At 57.2% G+C, this 17,496-nt stretch carries 16 protein-coding genes; 15 read left to right on the forward strand and 1 reads right to left on the reverse strand.

Annotated features, from left to right (window positions below; genetic code table 11):
• Window positions 1-76 precede the first annotated feature (76 nt).
• The 13 genes from rodZ to H7R76_RS06650 all read left to right on the forward strand — a co-directional run bounded on the left by rodZ (window position 77) and on the right by H7R76_RS06650 (window position 12,707).
• Complete coding sequence (gene rodZ, locus H7R76_RS06595; RefSeq protein WP_182967285.1) at window positions 77-1,096, forward strand: cytoskeleton protein RodZ; 1,020 nt, start codon at window positions 77-79, stop codon at window positions 1,094-1,096.
• Between the two features lie 26 nt (window positions 1,097-1,122).
• A complete protein-coding gene (gene ispG, locus H7R76_RS06600) occupies window positions 1,123-2,241 on the forward strand; it encodes a flavodoxin-dependent (E)-4-hydroxy-3-methylbut-2-enyl-diphosphate synthase (protein ID WP_106924100.1) in 1,119 nt (372 codons plus the stop codon).
• Window positions 2,242-2,333: 92 nt separating this feature from the next.
• Window positions 2,334-3,608, forward strand: a complete 1,275-nt coding sequence (hisS, locus tag H7R76_RS06605) for a histidine--tRNA ligase (RefSeq protein ID WP_106924101.1) — start codon at window positions 2,334-2,336, stop codon at window positions 3,606-3,608.
• 33 nt (window positions 3,609-3,641) lie between these two features.
• On the forward strand, window positions 3,642-4,259 hold the full coding sequence (locus H7R76_RS06610; protein WP_106924102.1) for a YfgM family protein: 618 nt from the start codon (window positions 3,642-3,644) through the stop codon (window positions 4,257-4,259).
• A 10-nt stretch (window positions 4,260-4,269) separates the two neighbouring features.
• Window positions 4,270-5,448 (forward strand): outer membrane protein assembly factor BamB, encoded by a 1,179-nt coding sequence (bamB, locus tag H7R76_RS06615; protein WP_182967287.1) that lies wholly within the window; start codon window positions 4,270-4,272, stop codon window positions 5,446-5,448.
• A gap of 189 nt (window positions 5,449-5,637) precedes the next feature.
• On the forward strand, window positions 5,638-7,116 hold the full coding sequence (der, locus tag H7R76_RS06620; RefSeq protein ID WP_106924104.1) for a ribosome biogenesis GTPase Der: 1,479 nt from the start codon (window positions 5,638-5,640) through the stop codon (window positions 7,114-7,116).
• Between the two features lie 71 nt (window positions 7,117-7,187).
• Complete coding sequence (locus H7R76_RS25030) at window positions 7,188-7,310, forward strand: hypothetical protein (RefSeq protein WP_264991542.1); 123 nt, start codon at window positions 7,188-7,190, stop codon at window positions 7,308-7,310.
• Complete coding sequence (gene pxpA / locus H7R76_RS06625; RefSeq protein WP_106924113.1) at window positions 7,300-8,034, forward strand: 5-oxoprolinase subunit PxpA; 735 nt, start codon at window positions 7,300-7,302, stop codon at window positions 8,032-8,034. Before H7R76_RS25030 ends, pxpA begins: the two co-directional genes overlap by 11 nt.
• 132 nt (window positions 8,035-8,166) lie before the next feature.
• Window positions 8,167-9,690, forward strand: coding sequence for a cyclic di-3',5'-guanosine monophosphate phosphodiesterase PdeG (pdeG, locus tag H7R76_RS06630; RefSeq protein ID WP_106924114.1), 1,524 nt, complete (start codon window positions 8,167-8,169; stop codon window positions 9,688-9,690).
• Window positions 9,691-9,782: 92 nt separating this feature from the next.
• Window positions 9,783-10,028, forward strand: a complete 246-nt coding sequence (locus tag H7R76_RS06635; RefSeq protein WP_106924115.1) for a DUF2543 family protein — start codon at window positions 9,783-9,785, stop codon at window positions 10,026-10,028.
• Window positions 10,029-10,073: 45 nt separating this feature from the next.
• Entirely contained in the window at window positions 10,074-11,255 is a 1,182-nt protein-coding gene (gene metC / locus H7R76_RS06640) for a cystathionine beta-lyase (protein ID WP_182930195.1), read from the forward strand.
• Between the two features lie 87 nt (window positions 11,256-11,342).
• Window positions 11,343-12,434 carry a Gfo/Idh/MocA family oxidoreductase gene (locus tag H7R76_RS06645; RefSeq protein WP_182930196.1) on the forward strand — a complete coding sequence of 364 codons (1,092 nt, stop codon included), beginning with the start codon at window positions 11,343-11,345 and terminating at the stop codon, window positions 12,432-12,434.
• Window positions 12,435-12,485: 51 nt separating this feature from the next.
• Window positions 12,486-12,707, forward strand: a complete 222-nt coding sequence (locus H7R76_RS06650; protein WP_035891425.1) for a zinc ribbon domain-containing protein — start codon at window positions 12,486-12,488, stop codon at window positions 12,705-12,707.
• A gap of 124 nt (window positions 12,708-12,831) precedes the next feature.
• Here the strand turns inward: H7R76_RS06650 and xseA are convergent, their stop codons facing one another.
• On the reverse strand, window positions 12,832-14,208 hold the full coding sequence (gene xseA, locus H7R76_RS06655) for an exodeoxyribonuclease VII large subunit (RefSeq protein WP_106924119.1): 1,377 nt from the start codon (window positions 14,206-14,208) through the stop codon (window positions 12,832-12,834).
• Between the two features lie 160 nt (window positions 14,209-14,368).
• Between xseA and guaB the strand changes: the two genes are divergently transcribed.
• Together guaB and guaA are read left to right on the forward strand one after the other, a co-directional pair.
• Window positions 14,369-15,835 (forward strand): IMP dehydrogenase, encoded by a 1,467-nt coding sequence (gene guaB, locus H7R76_RS06660; RefSeq protein ID WP_106924120.1) that lies wholly within the window; start codon window positions 14,369-14,371, stop codon window positions 15,833-15,835.
• Between the two features lie 69 nt (window positions 15,836-15,904).
• Complete coding sequence (gene guaA, locus H7R76_RS06665; protein ID WP_106924121.1) at window positions 15,905-17,482, forward strand: glutamine-hydrolyzing GMP synthase; 1,578 nt, start codon at window positions 15,905-15,907, stop codon at window positions 17,480-17,482.
• Window positions 17,483-17,496 lie beyond the last annotated feature (14 nt).

Genomic DNA, 17,496 nt, shown 5'->3' on the forward strand with positions numbered 1-17,496 from the left:
ACACGACCGGATGTTTCGCGGTGCGAGAAGGCTTCGCATCAGAACCTTAAATTTCACGAATCAGCAGTTGTAGCGAATGAATACTGAAACCAACCACGATCAACAAGAAGCACAAACTACGGGTGTCCGTTTGCGTAATGCCCGTGAACAACTCGGACTCAGCCAGCAAGCCGTTGCAGAACGCTTGTGCCTGAAGGTTTCCACCGTTCGTGATATTGAAGAAGATAAGGCTCCTGCTGAACTCGCTTCAACATTCTTGCGTGGTTATATCCGTTCCTACGCTCGTCTGGTCCATATTCCAGAAGAAGAACTGCTGCCGATGATGGAAAAGCAGGCGCCGGTGCGCGCTGCCAAGGTCGCGCCGATGCAGAGCTTCTCTTTGGGCAAGCGTCGCAAAAAACGCGACGGCTGGCTGATGAGCTTTACCTGGCTGGTGCTGTTTGTGGTGGTGGGTTTAACCGTCGCCTGGTGGTGGCAAAACCACAAAGCGCAGCAGGAAGAGATCACCACGATGGCCGATCAGTCTTCCGTTGAGCTGAAGGCGAGCGGCAGCGATTCACAAAATATTCCGCTGAATACGGGAGCCGATGCGGCTCCGTCTACGGCTACGACCGATACTGCCGCCGTGCAGGGCTCCAGCGCTGCGGCGCCAGCCGATACCGCAGCTCAGGCTCCAGCCGATACGGCAACAGCCGCCGCGCAGAACAACGCCGTTGTGTCACCGTCCCAGGCGAATGTTGATACCACTGCAGCACAAATTACCCCTGCACCGCAGGCTGCCGCGCCGGGCGCGCTGCCAACCGATCCGGCACAAACTGCCGCGCCGGTGGCTGACGCTAACGCGCTGGTCATGAACTTCTCCGCCGACTGCTGGCTGGAAGTGACCGATGCGACCGGTAAAAAACTGTTCAGCGGCCTGCAGCGTAAAGGTGGTAACCTGAACCTCACCGGCCAGGCGCCTTATAAGCTGAAAATTGGCGCACCGGCTGCGGTACAAATTGAATACCAGGGTAAACCGGTCGATCTGAGCCGCTTTATCAGAACTAACCAGGTTGCGCGCCTGACCGTGAGTGCTGAACAATCACCGGCACAATAACAGACGCGTAATGCGGGAGATTTTTCATGCACAACCAGGCTCCTATTCAACGTAGAAAATCCACACGCATTTACGTTGGGAACGTGCCGATCGGCGATGGGGCCCCTATCGCCGTCCAGTCGATGACCAACACGCGCACGACGGATGTCGAAGCGACGGTCAATCAAATCAGAGCGTTAGAACGCGTTGGCGCGGACATCGTTCGCGTTTCCGTGCCAACGATGGACGCCGCCGAGGCGTTCAAACTTATCAAACAGCAGGTCAACGTCCCGCTGGTCGCCGATATCCACTTTGACTACCGTATTGCGCTGAAGGTTGCGGAATACGGCGTCGACTGCCTGCGTATTAACCCGGGCAATATCGGCAACGAAGAGCGCATTCGCATGGTGGTTGACTGCGCGCGTGACAAAAACATCCCGATCCGCATCGGTGTTAACGCCGGTTCGCTGGAAAAAGATCTGCAGGAAAAATACGGTGAGCCGACGCCGCAGGCGCTGCTGGAATCGGCGATGCGTCATGTCGATCATCTGGATCGACTGAACTTCGATCAGTTCAAGGTCAGCGTGAAAGCGTCGGACGTTTTCCTTGCCGTCGAATCGTATCGCCTGCTGGCGAAACAGATCGATCAGCCGCTGCACCTCGGGATCACCGAAGCGGGCGGCGCGCGCAGCGGCGCGGTCAAGTCCGCAATCGGCCTTGGTCTGCTGTTGTCCGAAGGCATTGGTGACACGCTGCGCGTATCGCTGGCGGCGGACCCGGTCGAAGAAATTAAAGTCGGTTTCGACATTCTCAAATCGCTGCGCATTCGCGCGCGCGGGATTAACTTCATCGCCTGCCCGACCTGCTCTCGTCAGGAATTTGACGTGATCGGTACGGTCAACGCGCTGGAGCAGCGGCTGGAAGACATCATCACCCCGATGGACGTTTCGATCATCGGCTGCGTGGTGAATGGCCCTGGCGAAGCGCTGGTGTCGACGCTGGGCGTGACGGGCGGCAACAAAAAGAGCGGCCTGTATGAAGACGGCGTGCGTAAAGACCGTCTGGACAACGACGATATGATTAGCCAGCTTGAAGCCAGAATCCGCGCGAAAGCCGCGGTGCTTGACGAGACGCGCCGTATCGACGTTCAGCAGGTTGAAAAATAACGAGATGGGAAGCGGCTTGCTTCCCGTGTATGATTGAACCTCTCGTGCGCTGACCGCGCGAGGGTTCATTTTTATATATAAAGAGAATTAACGTGGCAAAAAACATTCAAGCCATTCGCGGCATGAACGATTATCTGCCTGGCGAAACCGCCATCTGGCAGCGCATTGAAGGCACACTCAAGCAGGTGCTCGGCAGCTACGGTTACAGCGAAATCCGTTTGCCGATTGTAGAGCAGACCCCGTTATTCAAGCGCGCTATCGGTGAAGTCACCGACGTGGTTGAAAAAGAGATGTATACCTTTGAAGACCGCAACGGCGATAGCCTGACGCTGCGTCCGGAAGGTACTGCGGGCTGCGTACGCGCCGGCATCGAACATGGTCTTCTGTACAATCAGGAGCAGCGTCTGTGGTACATCGGCCCGATGTTCCGCCACGAGCGTCCGCAGAAAGGCCGCTACCGCCAGTTCCATCAGCTGGGTGTCGAAGTGTTTGGCCTGCAGGGCCCGGACATTGACGCGGAGCTGATTATGCTGACCGCGCGCTGGTGGCGTGCGCTCGGTATGGCCGAGCACGTTAATCTGGAGCTGAACTCCATCGGTTCACTGGAAGCGCGCGCTAACTACCGCGACGCGCTGGTGGCGTTCCTCGAGCAACACGTCGACGTGCTGGATGAAGACTGCAAACGTCGTATGTACAGCAACCCGCTGCGCGTGCTGGATTCAAAAAATCAGGACGTGCAGGCGTTGCTGAATAACGCGCCGAAACTGGGTGACTACCTGGACGATGAGTCCCGTGAGCACTTTGCTGGCCTGTGCGCGCAGCTGGATGCCGCCGGTATCGCCTACACCGTTAACCAGCGTCTGGTTCGCGGTCTGGATTACTACAACCGCACCGTTTTCGAGTGGGTAACGAACAGCCTGGGTTCGCAGGGTACCGTTTGTGCCGGCGGCCGCTACGATGGCCTGGTCGAGCAACTAGGCGGTCGCGCAACCCCTGCCGTGGGCTTTGCCATGGGCCTGGAACGTCTTGTTTTACTCGTTCAGGCAGTTAATCCGGAATTTAAAGCCGATCCTGTTGTCGATATATACCTGGTAGCCTCAGGCACCGATACTCAGTCAGCCGCAATGCGTCTGGCCGAGCAGGTGCGTGATGCATTACCTGGCGTGAAGCTGATGACTAACCACGGCGGCGGCAACTTTAAAAAGCAGTTTGCCCGCGCAGATAAATGGGGTGCCCGTATTGCCCTGGTTCTGGGTGAGTCTGAGGTTGAGCAAGCCACTGTTGTCGTGAAGGATTTGCGTTCTGGTGAGCAGACAACCGTAACGCAGGAAGGCGTTGCCGCGCATTTGCGCACTATTCTGGGTTAATCTCCAGGACATCATTATCAGGAGAAGGGCTGCGTGGAAATTAATAACGAAAACGATCAGGTTGAGGCGCTGAAAAGCTTCTTTGCCGAAAATGGCAAAGCGCTGGCCGTTGGGGTAATTTTGGGGATCGGTGCGCTGGTTGGCTGGCGTTACTGGAATTCCCATCAGGTAGACACGGCCAGGGACGCGTCCATGGCCTATGAAAATGCCGTTTCTTCTCTTAGTTCAGGGAAACCGGAAGCGCTGGCCGCAGCGGAGAAATTTGCCGCTGGGGCGAAAAACACCTACGGGTCGTTTGCTTCCCTGGAGCTGGCGCAGGTCTTCGTTGATAAAAACGATCTGGCACAGGCAGAAAAACAGCTGCAGCAAGGGCTGGCCGCCGCATCTGATGATAATCTGAAGTCCGTTATCAACCTGCGCCTGGCGCGCGTTCAGCTGCAAATGAAGCAGCCTGACGCAGCGCTGAAAACGCTGGAAGGCGTGAAAGGTGAAGGCTGGACGGCAATTGTTGCTGATTTACGTGGGGAAATCCTGCTCAGTAAAGGTGACAAGCAGGGCGCGCGTGCGGCGTGGGAAGCAGGCGCTAAAAGCGATGCATCACCGGCGCTCAGCGAAATGATGCGCATGAAAATTAATAATTTGTCCGTCTGAGAGGGACCCGATGCAATTGCGTAAACTACTTTTGCCAGGACTGCTTTCTGTCACTCTGTTGAGTGGTTGTTCACTGTTTAGCGGCGAAGAAGACGTTGTTAAAATGTCTCCGCTGCCGACCGTAGAAAACCAGTTTACTCCGTCTACTGCCTGGGACGTTTCGGTGGGTAGCGGGATTGGCGATTTCTACTCCAACCTGCATACGGCCTATGCGGATAGCGTGGTCTATGCCGCTGACCGTAAGGGCATCGTGAAAGCGATGAACGCGGATGATGGCAAAGAAGTATGGTCCGTCAATCTGGCGGAAAAAGACGGCTGGTTCTCTCGTAAACCGGCGCTGCTCTCCGGCGGCCTGACCGTTTCCGGCGGCCACGTTTATGTCGGCAGCGAAAAAGCGCAGGTTTATGCGCTGGATGCGGGCGACGGTTCTATCGTCTGGCAGACCGCCGCGGCGGGCGAAGTGCTTTCTCGCCCAACCGTGAGCGATGGTCTGGTGCTGATCCATACCAGCAACGGCCAGCTGCAGGCGCTGGATGAAAACAGCGGCGTCGTGAAGTGGACGGTAAACCTGGATATGCCAGCGCTGTCTCTGCGCGGTGAATCTGCACCGGCTGCAGCTTACGGCGCGGCGATTGTTGGCGGTGATAACGGTCGCGTGAGCGCGGTCCTGATGCAGCAAGGTCAACTGATCTGGCAGCAGCGTATTTCTCAGGCCACCGGATCCACGGAAATTGACCGTCTGAGCGACGTGGACACCACGCCGGTCATCGTCAATGGCGTGGTTTATGCCTTAGCCTACAATGGTAACCTGACGGCGCTGGATCTGCGCAGCGGTCAGATCATGTGGAAACGCGAGCTGGGCTCGGTGAATGATTTCATCGTCGACGGCAACCGTATCTACATCGTCGATCAGAACGATCGTATTCTGGCGCTGACCACCGACGGCGGCGTGACGCTGTGGACGCAGAGCGATCTGCTGCACCGTTTACTGACCTCGCCGGCGCTGTATAACGGCAGCCTGGTGGTGGGCGATGCCGAAGGCTACATGCACTGGGTTAACCCGGAAGACGGGCGCTTCCAGGCTCAGCAGAAGGTTGACAGCTCAGGCTTCCTGACGGATCCGGTTGCAGCCGACGGTAAACTGCTGATTCAGGCAAAAGACGGCACGGTGTACGCCATTACGCGTTAATCCGGCTGTGTTGATTCAGCGATGGACGGCTCCTGTATGCTCAGGGGCCGTTTGCTATTTTTATTAGTACTGATTTCTTGCCCGATGGCGCTTCGCTTATCGGGCCTACACAGACAGAGTAGGCCGGGTAAACGATGCATCGTCCGGCAACGCAGATTGTCACAAATTTTGAGTATATGAGGCTTTAACATGGTACCTGTGGTCGCGCTTGTCGGGCGCCCTAATGTTGGAAAATCCACGCTCTTTAACCGCCTGACGCGCACTCGTGATGCGCTGGTTGCGGATTTCCCGGGTCTGACTCGTGACCGTAAGTACGGTCGTGCTGAAGTTGAAGGGCGTGAATTTATTTGTATCGATACCGGCGGTATCGACGGCACGGAAGAAGGCGTCGAAACGCGCATGGCGGAACAGTCGCTGATGGCGATTGAAGAAGCCGACGTCGTGCTGTTTATGGTTGATGCGCGTGCGGGGCTGATGCCGGCGGATGAAGGCATCGCTAAACACCTGCGTTCACGCGAAAAACCGACCTTCCTGGTGGCTAACAAAACCGACGGCATCGATCCGGACCAGGCGGTGGCCGACTTCTGGTCGCTGGGTCTCGGTGAAATTCACCCGATCGCCGCTTCTCACGGTCGCGGCGTGACCAGCCTGCTGGAGCAGGTGCTGCTGCCGTTCGTTGACGACGTGAACCCGCCGGAAGAGGTGGATGAAGACGCCGAATATTGGGCAAAATTTGAGGCTGAGCAGAACGGCGAAGCGCCTGAAGAGCCGGAAGACGATTTTAACCCGCAGGATCTGCCGATTAAAATCGCTATCGTGGGCCGCCCGAACGTCGGTAAGTCAACGCTAACTAACCGTATTCTTGGCGAAGACCGCGTGGTGGTGTACGACATGCCGGGCACTACCCGTGACAGTATCTACATCCCGATGGAGCGCGATGAACGTGAATACGTCCTCATCGACACCGCAGGCGTGCGTAAGCGCGGTAAAGTCACCGATACGGTGGAGAAATTCTCGGTTATCAAAACATTGCAGGCCATTGAAGACGCTAACGTCTGTCTGCTGGTGATTGATGCGCGGGAAGGTATTTCTGACCAGGATCTGTCGCTGCTGGGCTTTATCCTCAATAGTGGGCGCTCACTGGTTATCGTCGTCAACAAGTGGGACGGCCTGAGCATGGAAGTCAAAGAGCAGGTGAAAGAAACCCTCGACTACCGTCTGGGCTTTATCGACTTTGCTCGCGTGCACTTTATTTCTGCGCTGCACGGCAGCGGCGTGGGTAACCTGTTCGAATCTATTCGCGAAGCGTATGACAGCTCGACCCGTCGCGTGGGTACTGCGATGCTGACCCGCATCATGACCATGGCCGCGGAAGATCATCAGCCGCCGCTGGTACGTGGCCGCCGCGTGAAGCTGAAGTATGCCCACGCCGGTGGTTATAACCCGCCGATCGTGGTGATTCACGGTAACCAGGTAAAAGATCTGCCGGATTCATACAAACGCTACCTGATGAACTACTTCCGTAAGTCGCTGGATGTGATGGGTACGCCTATTCGTATTCAGTTCAAGGAAGGTGAAAACCCGTATGCAAACAAACGTAATACGCTGACGCCGACCCAGATGCGTAAACGTAAGCGCTTGATTAAACACATCAAGAAAAGCAAGTAAGCGTTGAATCAATATCACAAGAAGCCCGCGTAGCGGGCTTTTTTTATGGGCGCACGGCGGTCGCCAGGAAAATGATGATGAGGCATTATCACACCGCAGCGATCTGCTATAGTCGAACGGCAATCGACGTGCATAGCGATAGCGTCGATTCTCACCCGGCTAAAGGTAAAGAGCGGCTCTACGATGATGATTGATTTAAACGCCGATCTCGGCGAAGGCTGTGCGAATGACGGTGCGCTGATGCCGTTGATTACGTCCGCCAATATTGCCTGTGGCTTCCACGCCGGTGATGCGCAGACGATGCGTCAGAGCGTGCTGCTGGCGCAGCGGTATGGCGTGGCCATTGGGGCCCATCCCAGTTTTCCCGATCGGGAAAACTTTGGCCGCACCGCTATGCTGTTAGCGCCTGACGTTGTCTACGCCCAGATGCTGTATCAAATTGGCGCGCTGGCGGCCATCACGCGCGCGCAAGGCGGGACGATATCTCACGTTAAGCCTCACGGCATGCTCTACAACCAGGCGGCTGCGTCACCGGCGCTTGCCGACGCCATCGCCAGGGCGACAAAAGATATCGATTCTGCGCTGATGCTGGTAGGGCTAGCGGGCAGCGAGCTCATTCGCGCGGGAGAACGTTACGGCCTGACCACGCGGGAGGAAGTCTTCGCCGACCGTGGTTATCTGGCTGATGGCTCGCTGGTGCCACGCCACGAGCCAGGGGCGCTGATTCAGGATGAAGAAGAAGCGGTGACGCGCACGCTTGAAATGGTGCTGAACGGCCGCGTGAAAAGCCGTGACGGTATCTGGACGAAGGTAAAGGCGCAGACGGTCTGTCTGCACGGCGATGGTGAGCAGGCGCTGGCCTTTGCCCGACGGCTGCGTGCGGCCTTTGACGCCCACCGGATTGAGATACGGGCCTGAAGCCATGCATGGCGTTAAATAGGATTGGGTGATGGCGATATCCGATTCTTTCAACCATGATTTTGGTATTCGCCGCTGTTAGCGAACAGGTGTCAGCAGGAGGAAATCGCTTCTTTCGCCCGGGACGTCACTATGCGCAACGCACTTCTGCCCACAATCGCCGCGGTCAGTCTTTTTCTGACCGGAGTGTTTATTTTGAATACCCAACTCTGGTTTTCCTCGCGCGCTGAAAGCCTCAGCGGCGCGCAATATGCGGCAAAGAGTATCAATCTTATTCTGGATGAAGCGGCACGGGCGACTCAAACGGCGATGAATATCGCCGCGACGGGATGCGATCTGGATGGCCAGTATCGGCTTGGCATTGATGCCGCGCTGGAACCGCATTTACGTACCGTCGTCATTATCAAACGGGGAGCGGTGTGGTGTTCGTCGCTACCGGGTAACCGCATTATGCTCTCGACGGTCCCGCCGTTATCGGCAAGCCATTTGTTGCTGGCGCCCGCCGTCGACATGGCGAACGGGCAACCGGTGCTGATCTATAACACGCAATTTGACGATAGCCATATTCTGGTGACCATCAGCGATCGGCATATTCGCAGCGCGCTCAGCGTACCGCTAAAAGGGGTCAACTATGCCCTGAGGGTGAACGATGCCGCGATTGGTGTTTCTGATGATGTGACGGCGCTAGCGGGCAACCTAACCTATAACGCGCAGGTCAATTCCGAAAAATATCCTTTTAGCATTGTCTACCGTCAACCGCCGCTATGGAGTCTGCAACGGCTGATCGCGCACGGGCTGGGCATTCTGTTATTTCTGCTGTTTATTTCCATCGTGACGGCCTACGTCCTCAATAAATACCTTAATAAAGACGTGACGCCGGAAGAACGGCTACGTCGGGCGATTCGCCGCGGCGAAATTGTTCCTTTTTACCATATGGTGGTGAACGGCAGGGAGGGGACGCTGCGCGGTGTTGAGGTTCTTGCGCGCTGGAAGCATCCGCGTGCCGGGTATCTCTCCCCGGCATCGTTTATTCCCCTGGCAGAGAAAACCGGGCTGATCGTATCGCTGACGCAAAGCCTGATGGCGCAGGTGGTCGCTAATATGAATGCGATCGCCGTCAAGCTGCCGGAAGGTTTTCATGTCGGCATTAACTTCAGCGCATCGCATATCTCGCGACCGGATTTTGTCGACGAGTGCCTGCGGTTTAAAGAAAGCTTCTTGCGTCAGGATCTTAACCTGGTGCTTGAGGTGACCGAGCGTGAACCCCTGCACGTTGATGAAGCGTTAATACAGACGCTGAATACGTTGCATAAAGTGGGTTTCGTGATCGCCCTGGATGATTTCGGTACCGGGTACTCGGGATTGTCATATCTCCATGATTTACATATTGATTATATTAAAATCGATCAAAGTTTTGTCGCCCGGGTCAACGAAGACCCGGATTCGACGCGGATTCTCGATTGCGTGCTGGATCTGGCCCGTAAGCTCTCGCTCAGCATTGTGGCCGAAGGCGTTGAAACAAAGGCGCAGCTCGACTACCTCAACAAAAACGAGATTACCTTCCAGCAGGGATACTATTTCTATAAGCCGGTTAAATTTACCGAATTTGTGAAAATCCTGCTGTCAAAACCGAAAGTGAAGGTGAACGTGGAGTAAATCCGTGGCGAGTATGCAAACGGCCGTTGACCTCGTAGCGCTTAACGTAGGATAGTCACCGTTTTGCAGGCATTCATTCCAGGAGCTGTGTTATGACTAACGAAATCCCGCTGAAATTTTATGACATCGTCGATGAATATGCGACCGAAGCCGCTCAGGCCGTCGGCGATGACGAACGCGACGCGCTGGCGCACTATTTCCAGCTGCTTATTACGCGCTTAATGAACAACGAAGAGATCAGCGAAGAGGCGCAGCAGGAGATGGCCGTTGCGGCGGGCATTAAAGCACAGCGTATTGATGATATTGCAGAATTCCTCAATCAATGGGGTAACGAGTAACGCTATTTCGCGTCGGCACGGCCGCTGAACGGTACGAGGTAAGTTATGGGACATCGCTCCACTTCCGATTTAAATATCAGTACGCAGCTCACTCAGCTTGGTCGGGACACCACCCGCCAGGCGGGGTTTGTTAATGCGCCGATTTATCGCGGCTCAACGGTGGTTTTCCCGACGGTTGACGATCTGGAACATAATCGCGCCGAGTTTAACTACGGCACGATGGGAACGCCGACCATCGCCAGTCTGGAAAACGCCTGGAGCGCGCTGGCGGGGGCCGCCGGAACGGTGTTGTCGCCATCGGGGCTGGGGGCGATTTCTCTGGCGCTGCTGACCACGCTGAAAGCAGGCGATCACCTGCTGATGCCCGACAGCGTGTACCGCCCGACCCGCAACTTCTGCGCCGGTATGCTGGCAAAAATGGGGATTGAAACCACCTACTACGACCCGCTGATCGGGGCCAATATCGCTTCGCTCTTCCGGGCGAACACGACCACGCTGTTCCTTGAGTCTCCCGGTTCGCAGAGCTTTGAAATTCAGGATGTTCCGGCGATGACGCGGGCGGCGAAAGCGCGGGGGATTGCGACCATCATCGACAATACCTGGGCGACACCCATTTTCTTCCGTGCCCACGAGCACGGCTGCGACCTCGCGCTTGAGGCGGGAACGAAGTACCTCGGCGGTCACTCTGATCTGCTGATGGGTCTGGTCTCGGCGAATGAGGCCTGGTGGCCCCAACTGCGAAAAACCTACGACCTGATGGCGATGCTGCCCGGTGCTGAAGACTGCTTCCTGGCGCTACGCGGGCTGCGCACGCTGCATCTGCGCGTTAAAGAAGCTGAACAGCGCGGTCTGGAGATGGCGCGCTGGCTGCAAACGCGGCCGGAAGTGATGAGGGTGCTGCACCCGGCGCTGCCTGAATGCCCGGGCCATGAGCTCTGGAAGCGCGATTTCACCGGTTCTACCGGGCTGTTTTCGCTGGTGCTGAAGCCGGAGTTCACCCGTGCGGGCGTGGCAAACATGTTGGATCATATGCGTATTTTTGCGATGGGCTATTCATGGGGTGGTTTTGAAAGTCTGATTATTCCCTTCAACTGCGCGGACTACCGCACCGCCACGCGCTGGCAGCCTGGCGGGCTGACGTTGCGTATTCAGGTCGGGCTGGAAGACATGGACGATCTGAAAACCGATCTGGCGGCTGGGTTTGAGCGCCTGTGCGCCGTGCGATAACCGCAATACGCCATCGCGGACAATTTTCTGCGCTGGCGCTTCATGCATAATGCCGCTATCTCGTTTTCCTGCACATGAGTCGATGCGATGAATATTGGATTTGTTGGCCTGGGGGCGGTGGTTGAGACGGCGTATCTCCCGGCCCTGAAGGCGCTGTCGCTGCCCGTCACGGCGCTCTGGGGCTATGACCGCAACCCGCAGCGGTTGCTGCCGGGCGTGACGCCCTGTGATTCTCTTGCCGCGCTGCTGGCGCAACCTATTGATACGTTGTTTATTACCACCATTTCGCTTCAGCATCTGCCGGTGCTCGAACAGGCGCTGCGTTCGTCGATTCCGCGTATTGTGGTGGAGAAGCCGATTGCCGCCACGCTGGCTCAGCTTACCGACCTCCGCCGCCTGCTTATGGTGCCGGAAAACGCGTGCCGCGTGCTGGCGTTGGATCACTGGATGGCCCGTGATGGCGCGCTGTGTCTGGCGCAGGGGAATATGGACGCCCGCTGGAGTCCTGAACGCGGCGCTGCGATTGGCCGAGCGCCGGTCGCCTCGCTGGCCGATATTGTCAGCCTTGATGGCTTTCTGCTGGAGCCGAGTGGCTTTAACGCCGCCGGTGAGCCGATCGCGCTGAATTTTGCCACCGGCGAGCCCGATACCCGCCAGCTACGCCACCCTGACGGCGTGATTGTCGATATTGGCACTCATGTGCTGGCGATGATGCGTGAGACGGTGCACTATCTCGGCGGTAGCGATGAGATCCAACTGGTGGCGGAACAGGTGAAAGACCGGCTGGGGCGGCCTATCGTGTATGGCGATACCGAAACGGCGGAAGGGGAGGCGCACCTCAAAGGCACGCTGGGCCATATTCCGGTTAACCTATGGCTGAACAAATACGCCGGGCCGGGCGTTGAGCGCAAAGGGATCCGTATTTATCTGCGCGATGGGCGTATTATCAGTCAGACCCGTGCCCCCGGTGGTGAAAGCGTGGAGCTGATTGATGGCGATCGCGTGATGCGCTGGGCGCGATCGGGTGCCATTTATGCGCACTGTCTCGGAGAGCAAATCCTCGGCAAGCGCAGCCTGTTTTTCCGCGCGCCGGATGAAGTGGCAAAACTCACTCAGCGGCGCATGGCGGAAGTGGAGACGCTTTTACGTATCCAGCAGCAGCTACGCGGGGAACATTGAGCGGTGAGTCGTGGTAAAATAGCGGCACAAGAACCGCGTTAAGGAGTCGTCATGGAATTCATCTGCCCAACCTGTCAGGCCTCGCTGGAGGTGCTGGGTAATCAGGCACACTGCGACCACTGCGAGAAAGATTTTACGCTGGAGGCGCGCTGCCCGGAATGCCACAAACCGTTGGAGGTGTTGAAAGCCTGCGGCGCGGTGGACTACTTCTGCCAGAACGGCCACGGCCTGATATCGAAAAAGCGGGTGGAGTGGGTGCCGGTCGGCGAATAATTTTACGGTGGTAGCACGTTTAGGCCTGGCGGCGGTTGCGCCTTACCCGGCCTACGTGCGTTTGTGCCCGACGGTAGGCCTGATAAGCGAAGCGCCATCAGGCATTGGCCTTATCATCGGCCTCTTACAACGCTTTTTTACGCGCTCGCGTTTTCTTCTGTGCGGTGACCGTGCGGATTTCACTTTCTACCCAGCCGTCTGCCAGACGCGTAGTCAGCATCTCTCCCGCCTTCGCCTGCTTCGTTTGCTTCAGTACTTTGCCATCGCTGGCGGTCGTGACGCTGTAGCCACGGGCAAGCGTAGCCAGCGGGCTGACGGCTTCCAGATGGGTGACCGCATTGCCAAAGCGCTCGCGCTGCTCGCTTAGCCGCGCGCGAATATTTTCCGCCAGTCGATACTCCAGCTGTTGCACCCGTGACTGCGCGCGATGAATGCGCGGCTGCGGGTTCTGCTGGTTCAGCCGCTGTAGCATGCGCTGCTGGCGCTGATTGGCTTGCTTGATCTGATTTTCCAGCGCGACGCTCATGCGCTGACGCAGCCTTTCCAACGTTGTTTGCTGGCGCGCCAGACGCAGCTGCGGGTGCTGCTGCTGAAGCCGATGCTGAATTTGCGTAAAGCGGCGGTGGCGATTCGCCAGATAATAATCCATCGCCATTTCCAGACGCTGCTGCGCATTTTGCACCTGACGCAGCAGCTCCTGCTGGTTACGGCTGACGATTTCCGCCGCCGCCGACGGCGTTGGCGCGCGCAGATCGCCGACGAAATCGGCGATGGTGACATCGGTTTCGTGGCCGACGGCGCTGACCACCGGGATGCGGCTGGCGAAAATCGCCCGCGCTACCCGTTCGTCGTTAAAGCTCCACAAATCTTCCAGCGAGCCGCCGCCGCGCCCGACGATTAATACGTCACACTCGCCGCGGGCGTTTGCCAGCTCAATAGCGCGCACAATCTGCCCCGGCGCATCGTCGCCCTGCACGGCAGTGGGGTAAATTACCACCGGCAGCGACGGATCGCGACGCTTAAGGACGTGGAGAATATCGTGCAGCGCCGCGCCGGTTTTCGAGGTAATGACCCCGACGCAGTGGGCCGGGGAGGGCAGCGGCTGTTTGAACTGCTGGTCGAACAAGCCTTCGGCCTGTAGCTTCGCTTTGAGCTGTTCATATTTTTGCTGCAACAGCCCTTCGCCCGCAGGCTGCATACTTTCGACGATAATCTGGTAGTCGCCGCGCGGTTCGTACAGCGTAATGTTGGCGCGCACCAGTACCTGCTGCCCGTGCTGCGGGCGGAAGGTGACCCGACGGTTGCTGTTGCGGAACATCGCGCAGCGTACCTGGGCGTTATCGTCTTTTAAAGTGAAGTACCAGTGGCCGGAAGAGGGCTGGGTAAAGTTAGAGATCTCGCCGCTTATCCACACCTGGCCCATCTCGCGTTCGAGCAGCAGGCGCACCGACTGATTCAGGCGGCTAACGGTAAAAATTGCGGGGCTTTGAGAAGATAACATGTGAGCGGGATCAAATTCTAAATCAGCAGGTTATTCAGTCGATAGTAACCTGCTGCCGGGTGAGTGCAAGCCTTTTATGCAAAAAAGTGTGGATGCAATCGCTTACGCTCTGTATAATGCCGCGGCAATATTTAATAACCTCCCAGGTGAGATATTGCCCATGCTACGTATCGCAAAAGAAGCCCTGACGTTTGACGACGTCCTCCTCGTTCCCGCTCATTCTACCGTTCTGCCGAACACGGCTGACCTTAGCACTCAGCTGACCAAAACTATTCGTCTGAACATTCCTATGCTCTCTGCGGCAATGGACACCGTGACTGAAGCGCGCCTGGCAATTGCCCTGGCACAGGAAGGCGGCATCGGTTTTATCCACAAAAATATGTCCATCGAGCGTCAGGCGGAAGAAGTTCGCCGCGTGAAAAAACACGAGTCCGGCGTCGTGACCGACCCGCAAACCGTGCTGCCGACCACCACCCTGGAAGAAGTTAAAGCGCTGACCGAGCGTAACGGCTTCGCGGGCTATCCGGTTGTGACCGAAGACAACGAACTGGTCGGCATCATCACCGGCCGTGACGTGCGCTTCGTGACCGACCTGAGCCAGCCGGTGAGCGTTTATATGACGCCGAAAGAGCGCCTGGTTACCGTTCGTGAAGGTGAATCACGTGAAGTGGTGTTCGCTAAAATGCACGAACGTCGCGTGGAAAAAGCGCTGGTGGTTGACGATAGCTTCCACCTGCTGGGCATGATTACCGTTAAAGACTTCAAAAAAGCCGAACGTAAACCGAACGCCTGTAAAGATGAAAAAGGCCGTCTGCGCGTTGGCGCTGCGGTGGGCGCGGGCGCGGGCAACGAAGAGCGCGTTGATGCGCTGGTTGCCGCTGGCGTTGACGTGCTGCTGATTGACTCCTCTCACGGCCACTCTGAAGGCGTGCTGCAGCGCATTCGTGAAACCCGTGCGAAATACCCGGATCTGCAAATCATCGGCGGTAACGTGGCGACCGGTGCGGGCGCTCGCGCGCTGGCTGAAGCCGGCTGCAGCGCAGTGAAAGTCGGTATCGGCCCGGGTTCCATTTGTACGACTCGTATCGTGACCGGCGTCGGTGTACCGCAGATCACTGCCGTTTCCGACGCGGTTGAAGCGCTGGAAGGCACCGGTATTCCGGTTATCGCCGACGGCGGTATTCGTTTCTCCGGTGACATCGCTAAAGCGATTGCCGCGGGCGCTGCTGCCGTCATGGTTGGCTCTATGCTGGCGGGTACCGAAGAATCCCCGGGCGAAATCGAACTGTATCAGGGCCGTTCTTATAAGTCTTATCGCGGTATGGGTTCTCTGGGCGCGATGTCCAAAGGTTCTTCTGACCGTTACTTCCAGAGCGATAACGCCGCGGACAAACTGGTGCCGGAAGGTATCGAAGGCCGCGTAGCCTATAAAGGCCGCCTGAAAGAGATCATTCACCAGCAGATGGGCGGCCTGCGCTCCTGTATGGGTCTGACCGGTTGTGGTACCATCGACCTGCTGCGTACGAAGGCTGAATTCGTGCGTATCAGCGGTGCGGGTATCCAGGAAAGCCACGTTCACGACGTGACCATCACCAAAGAGTCCCCGAACTACCGTCTGGGCTCCTGATTAGTTTCCGCGCCCGGTTCTGAACCGGGCGTTTTGTTTTTGTTTCACTTGCCTCGGAATGATCGTCAAATGACAGACAATATTCATAAACATCGCATTCTTATTCTCGATTTCGGATCGCAGTACACCCAGCTGGTAGCGCGTCGCGTACGTGAACTGGGCGTTTACTGTGAACTGTGGGCGTGGGATGTTACTGAAGCACAAATCCGTGAGTTCAACCCGAGCGGTATCATCCTCTCCGGCGGCCCGGAAAGCACCACCGAAGCAAACAGCCCGCGCGCGCCAGAATACGTGTTCAATGCAGGCGTTCCGGTATTCGGCGTGTGCTACGGCATGCAGACCATGGCGATGCAGCTTGGCGGCCACGTTGAAAGCTCCACCGAGCGTGAGTTCGGCTATGCGCAGGTTGAAGTGCAGACCGACAGCGCGCTGATCCGCGGTATTGAAGATGCCCTCACCGCCGACGGTAAACCGCTGCTCGACGTGTGGATGAGCCACGGCGACAAAGTGACCGCGATCCCGGAAGGCTTCGTCACCGTTGCCAGCACCGAGACCTGCCCGTTCGCCATTATGGCGCACGAAGAAAAACGCTTCTACGGCGTGCAGTTCCACCCGGAAGTGACCCATACCCGTCAGGGCCTGCGTATGCTGGAGCGTTTTGTACGCGACATCTGCCAGTGTGAAGCGCTGTGGACCCCGGCTAAAATTATCGACGATGCCGTTGCCCGCATTCGCGAGCAGGTTGGCGACGATAAAGTGATCCTCGGCCTGTCCGGCGGCGTAGATTCCTCCGTAACCGCAATGCTGCTGCACCGTGCGATCGGCAAAAACCTGACCTGCGTATTCGTGGATAACGGTCTGCTGCGCCTGAACGAAGCACAGCAGGTCATGGATATGTTTGGTGACCACTTCGGCCTGAATATCGTTCACGTTGAAGGTGAGCAGCGCTTCCTGGATGCGCTGAAAGGCGAGAACGATCCGGAAGCGAAACGTAAGATCATCGGCCGCGTATTCGTTGAAGTGTTCGACGAAGAAGCGCTGAAGCTGGAAGACGTGAAATGGCTGGCGCAGGGGACTATCTACCCTGACGTGATCGAATCTGCCGCTTCCGCTACCGGTAAAGCGCACGTCATCAAATCTCACCATAACGTCGGCGGCCTGCCGAAAGAGATGAAGATGGGTCTGGTTGAACCGCTGCGTGAGCTGTTCAAAGACGAAGTGCGTAAGATTGGTCTGGAGCTGGGCCTGCCGTACGACATGCTGTACCGTCACCCGTTCCCGGGGCCGGGTCTCGGCGTTCGCGTGCTGGGCGAAGTGAAGAAAGAGTACTGCGACCTGTTGCGTCGCGCGGATGCTATCTTCATCGAAGAACTGCACAAAGCCGACCTGTACAACAAAGTCAGCCAGGCGTTCACCGTATTCCTGCCGGTACGTTCCGTTGGCGTCATGGGCGATGGCCGCAAATACGACTGGGTTGTTTCCCTGCGTGCGGTAGAAACCATCGACTTTATGACCGCGCACTGGGCGCACCTGCCGTATGACTTCTTAGGCCGGGTGTCTAACCGTATCATCAACGAAGTGAACGGCATTTCCCGCGTGGTGTATGACATCAGCGGTAAGCCGCCAGCGACGATTGAGTGGGAATAAGCTGACAACCCTTC

The organism is Klebsiella sp. WP8-S18-ESBL-06, from assembly GCF_014169755.1.
Lineage (GTDB): Bacteria > Pseudomonadota > Gammaproteobacteria > Enterobacterales > Enterobacteriaceae > Kluyvera > Kluyvera ascorbata_B.

Bases quoted from the DNA above. Each gene is read 5' to 3' on its own strand.
- ispG (WP_106924100.1), top strand. From the start codon at position 1,123: ATGCACAACCAGGCTCCTATTCAACGTAGAAAATCCACACGCATTTAC.
- H7R76_RS06635 (WP_106924115.1), top strand. From the start codon at position 9,783: ATGACTAACGAAATCCCGCTGAAATTTTATGACATCGTCGATGAATAT.
- H7R76_RS25030 (WP_264991542.1), top strand. From the start codon at position 7,188: ATGATGATGAGGCATTATCACACCGCAGCGATCTGCTATAGTCGAACG.
- H7R76_RS06645 (WP_182930196.1), top strand. From the start codon at position 11,343: ATGAATATTGGATTTGTTGGCCTGGGGGCGGTGGTTGAGACGGCGTAT.
- pxpA (WP_106924113.1), top strand. From the start codon at position 7,300: ATGATGATTGATTTAAACGCCGATCTCGGCGAAGGCTGTGCGAATGAC.
- bamB (WP_182967287.1), top strand. From the start codon at position 4,270: ATGCAATTGCGTAAACTACTTTTGCCAGGACTGCTTTCTGTCACTCTG.
- pdeG (WP_106924114.1), top strand. From the start codon at position 8,167: ATGCGCAACGCACTTCTGCCCACAATCGCCGCGGTCAGTCTTTTTCTG.
- guaB (WP_106924120.1), top strand. From the start codon at position 14,369: ATGCTACGTATCGCAAAAGAAGCCCTGACGTTTGACGACGTCCTCCTC.
- der (WP_106924104.1), top strand. From the start codon at position 5,638: ATGGTACCTGTGGTCGCGCTTGTCGGGCGCCCTAATGTTGGAAAATCC.
- guaA (WP_106924121.1), top strand. From the start codon at position 15,905: ATGACAGACAATATTCATAAACATCGCATTCTTATTCTCGATTTCGGA.
- H7R76_RS06650 (WP_035891425.1), top strand. From the start codon at position 12,486: ATGGAATTCATCTGCCCAACCTGTCAGGCCTCGCTGGAGGTGCTGGGT.
- rodZ (WP_182967285.1), top strand. From the start codon at position 77: ATGAATACTGAAACCAACCACGATCAACAAGAAGCACAAACTACGGGT.
- xseA (WP_106924119.1), bottom strand. From the start codon at position 14,208: ATGTTATCTTCTCAAAGCCCCGCAATTTTTACCGTTAGCCGCCTGAAT.
- metC (WP_182930195.1), top strand. From the start codon at position 10,074: ATGGGACATCGCTCCACTTCCGATTTAAATATCAGTACGCAGCTCACT.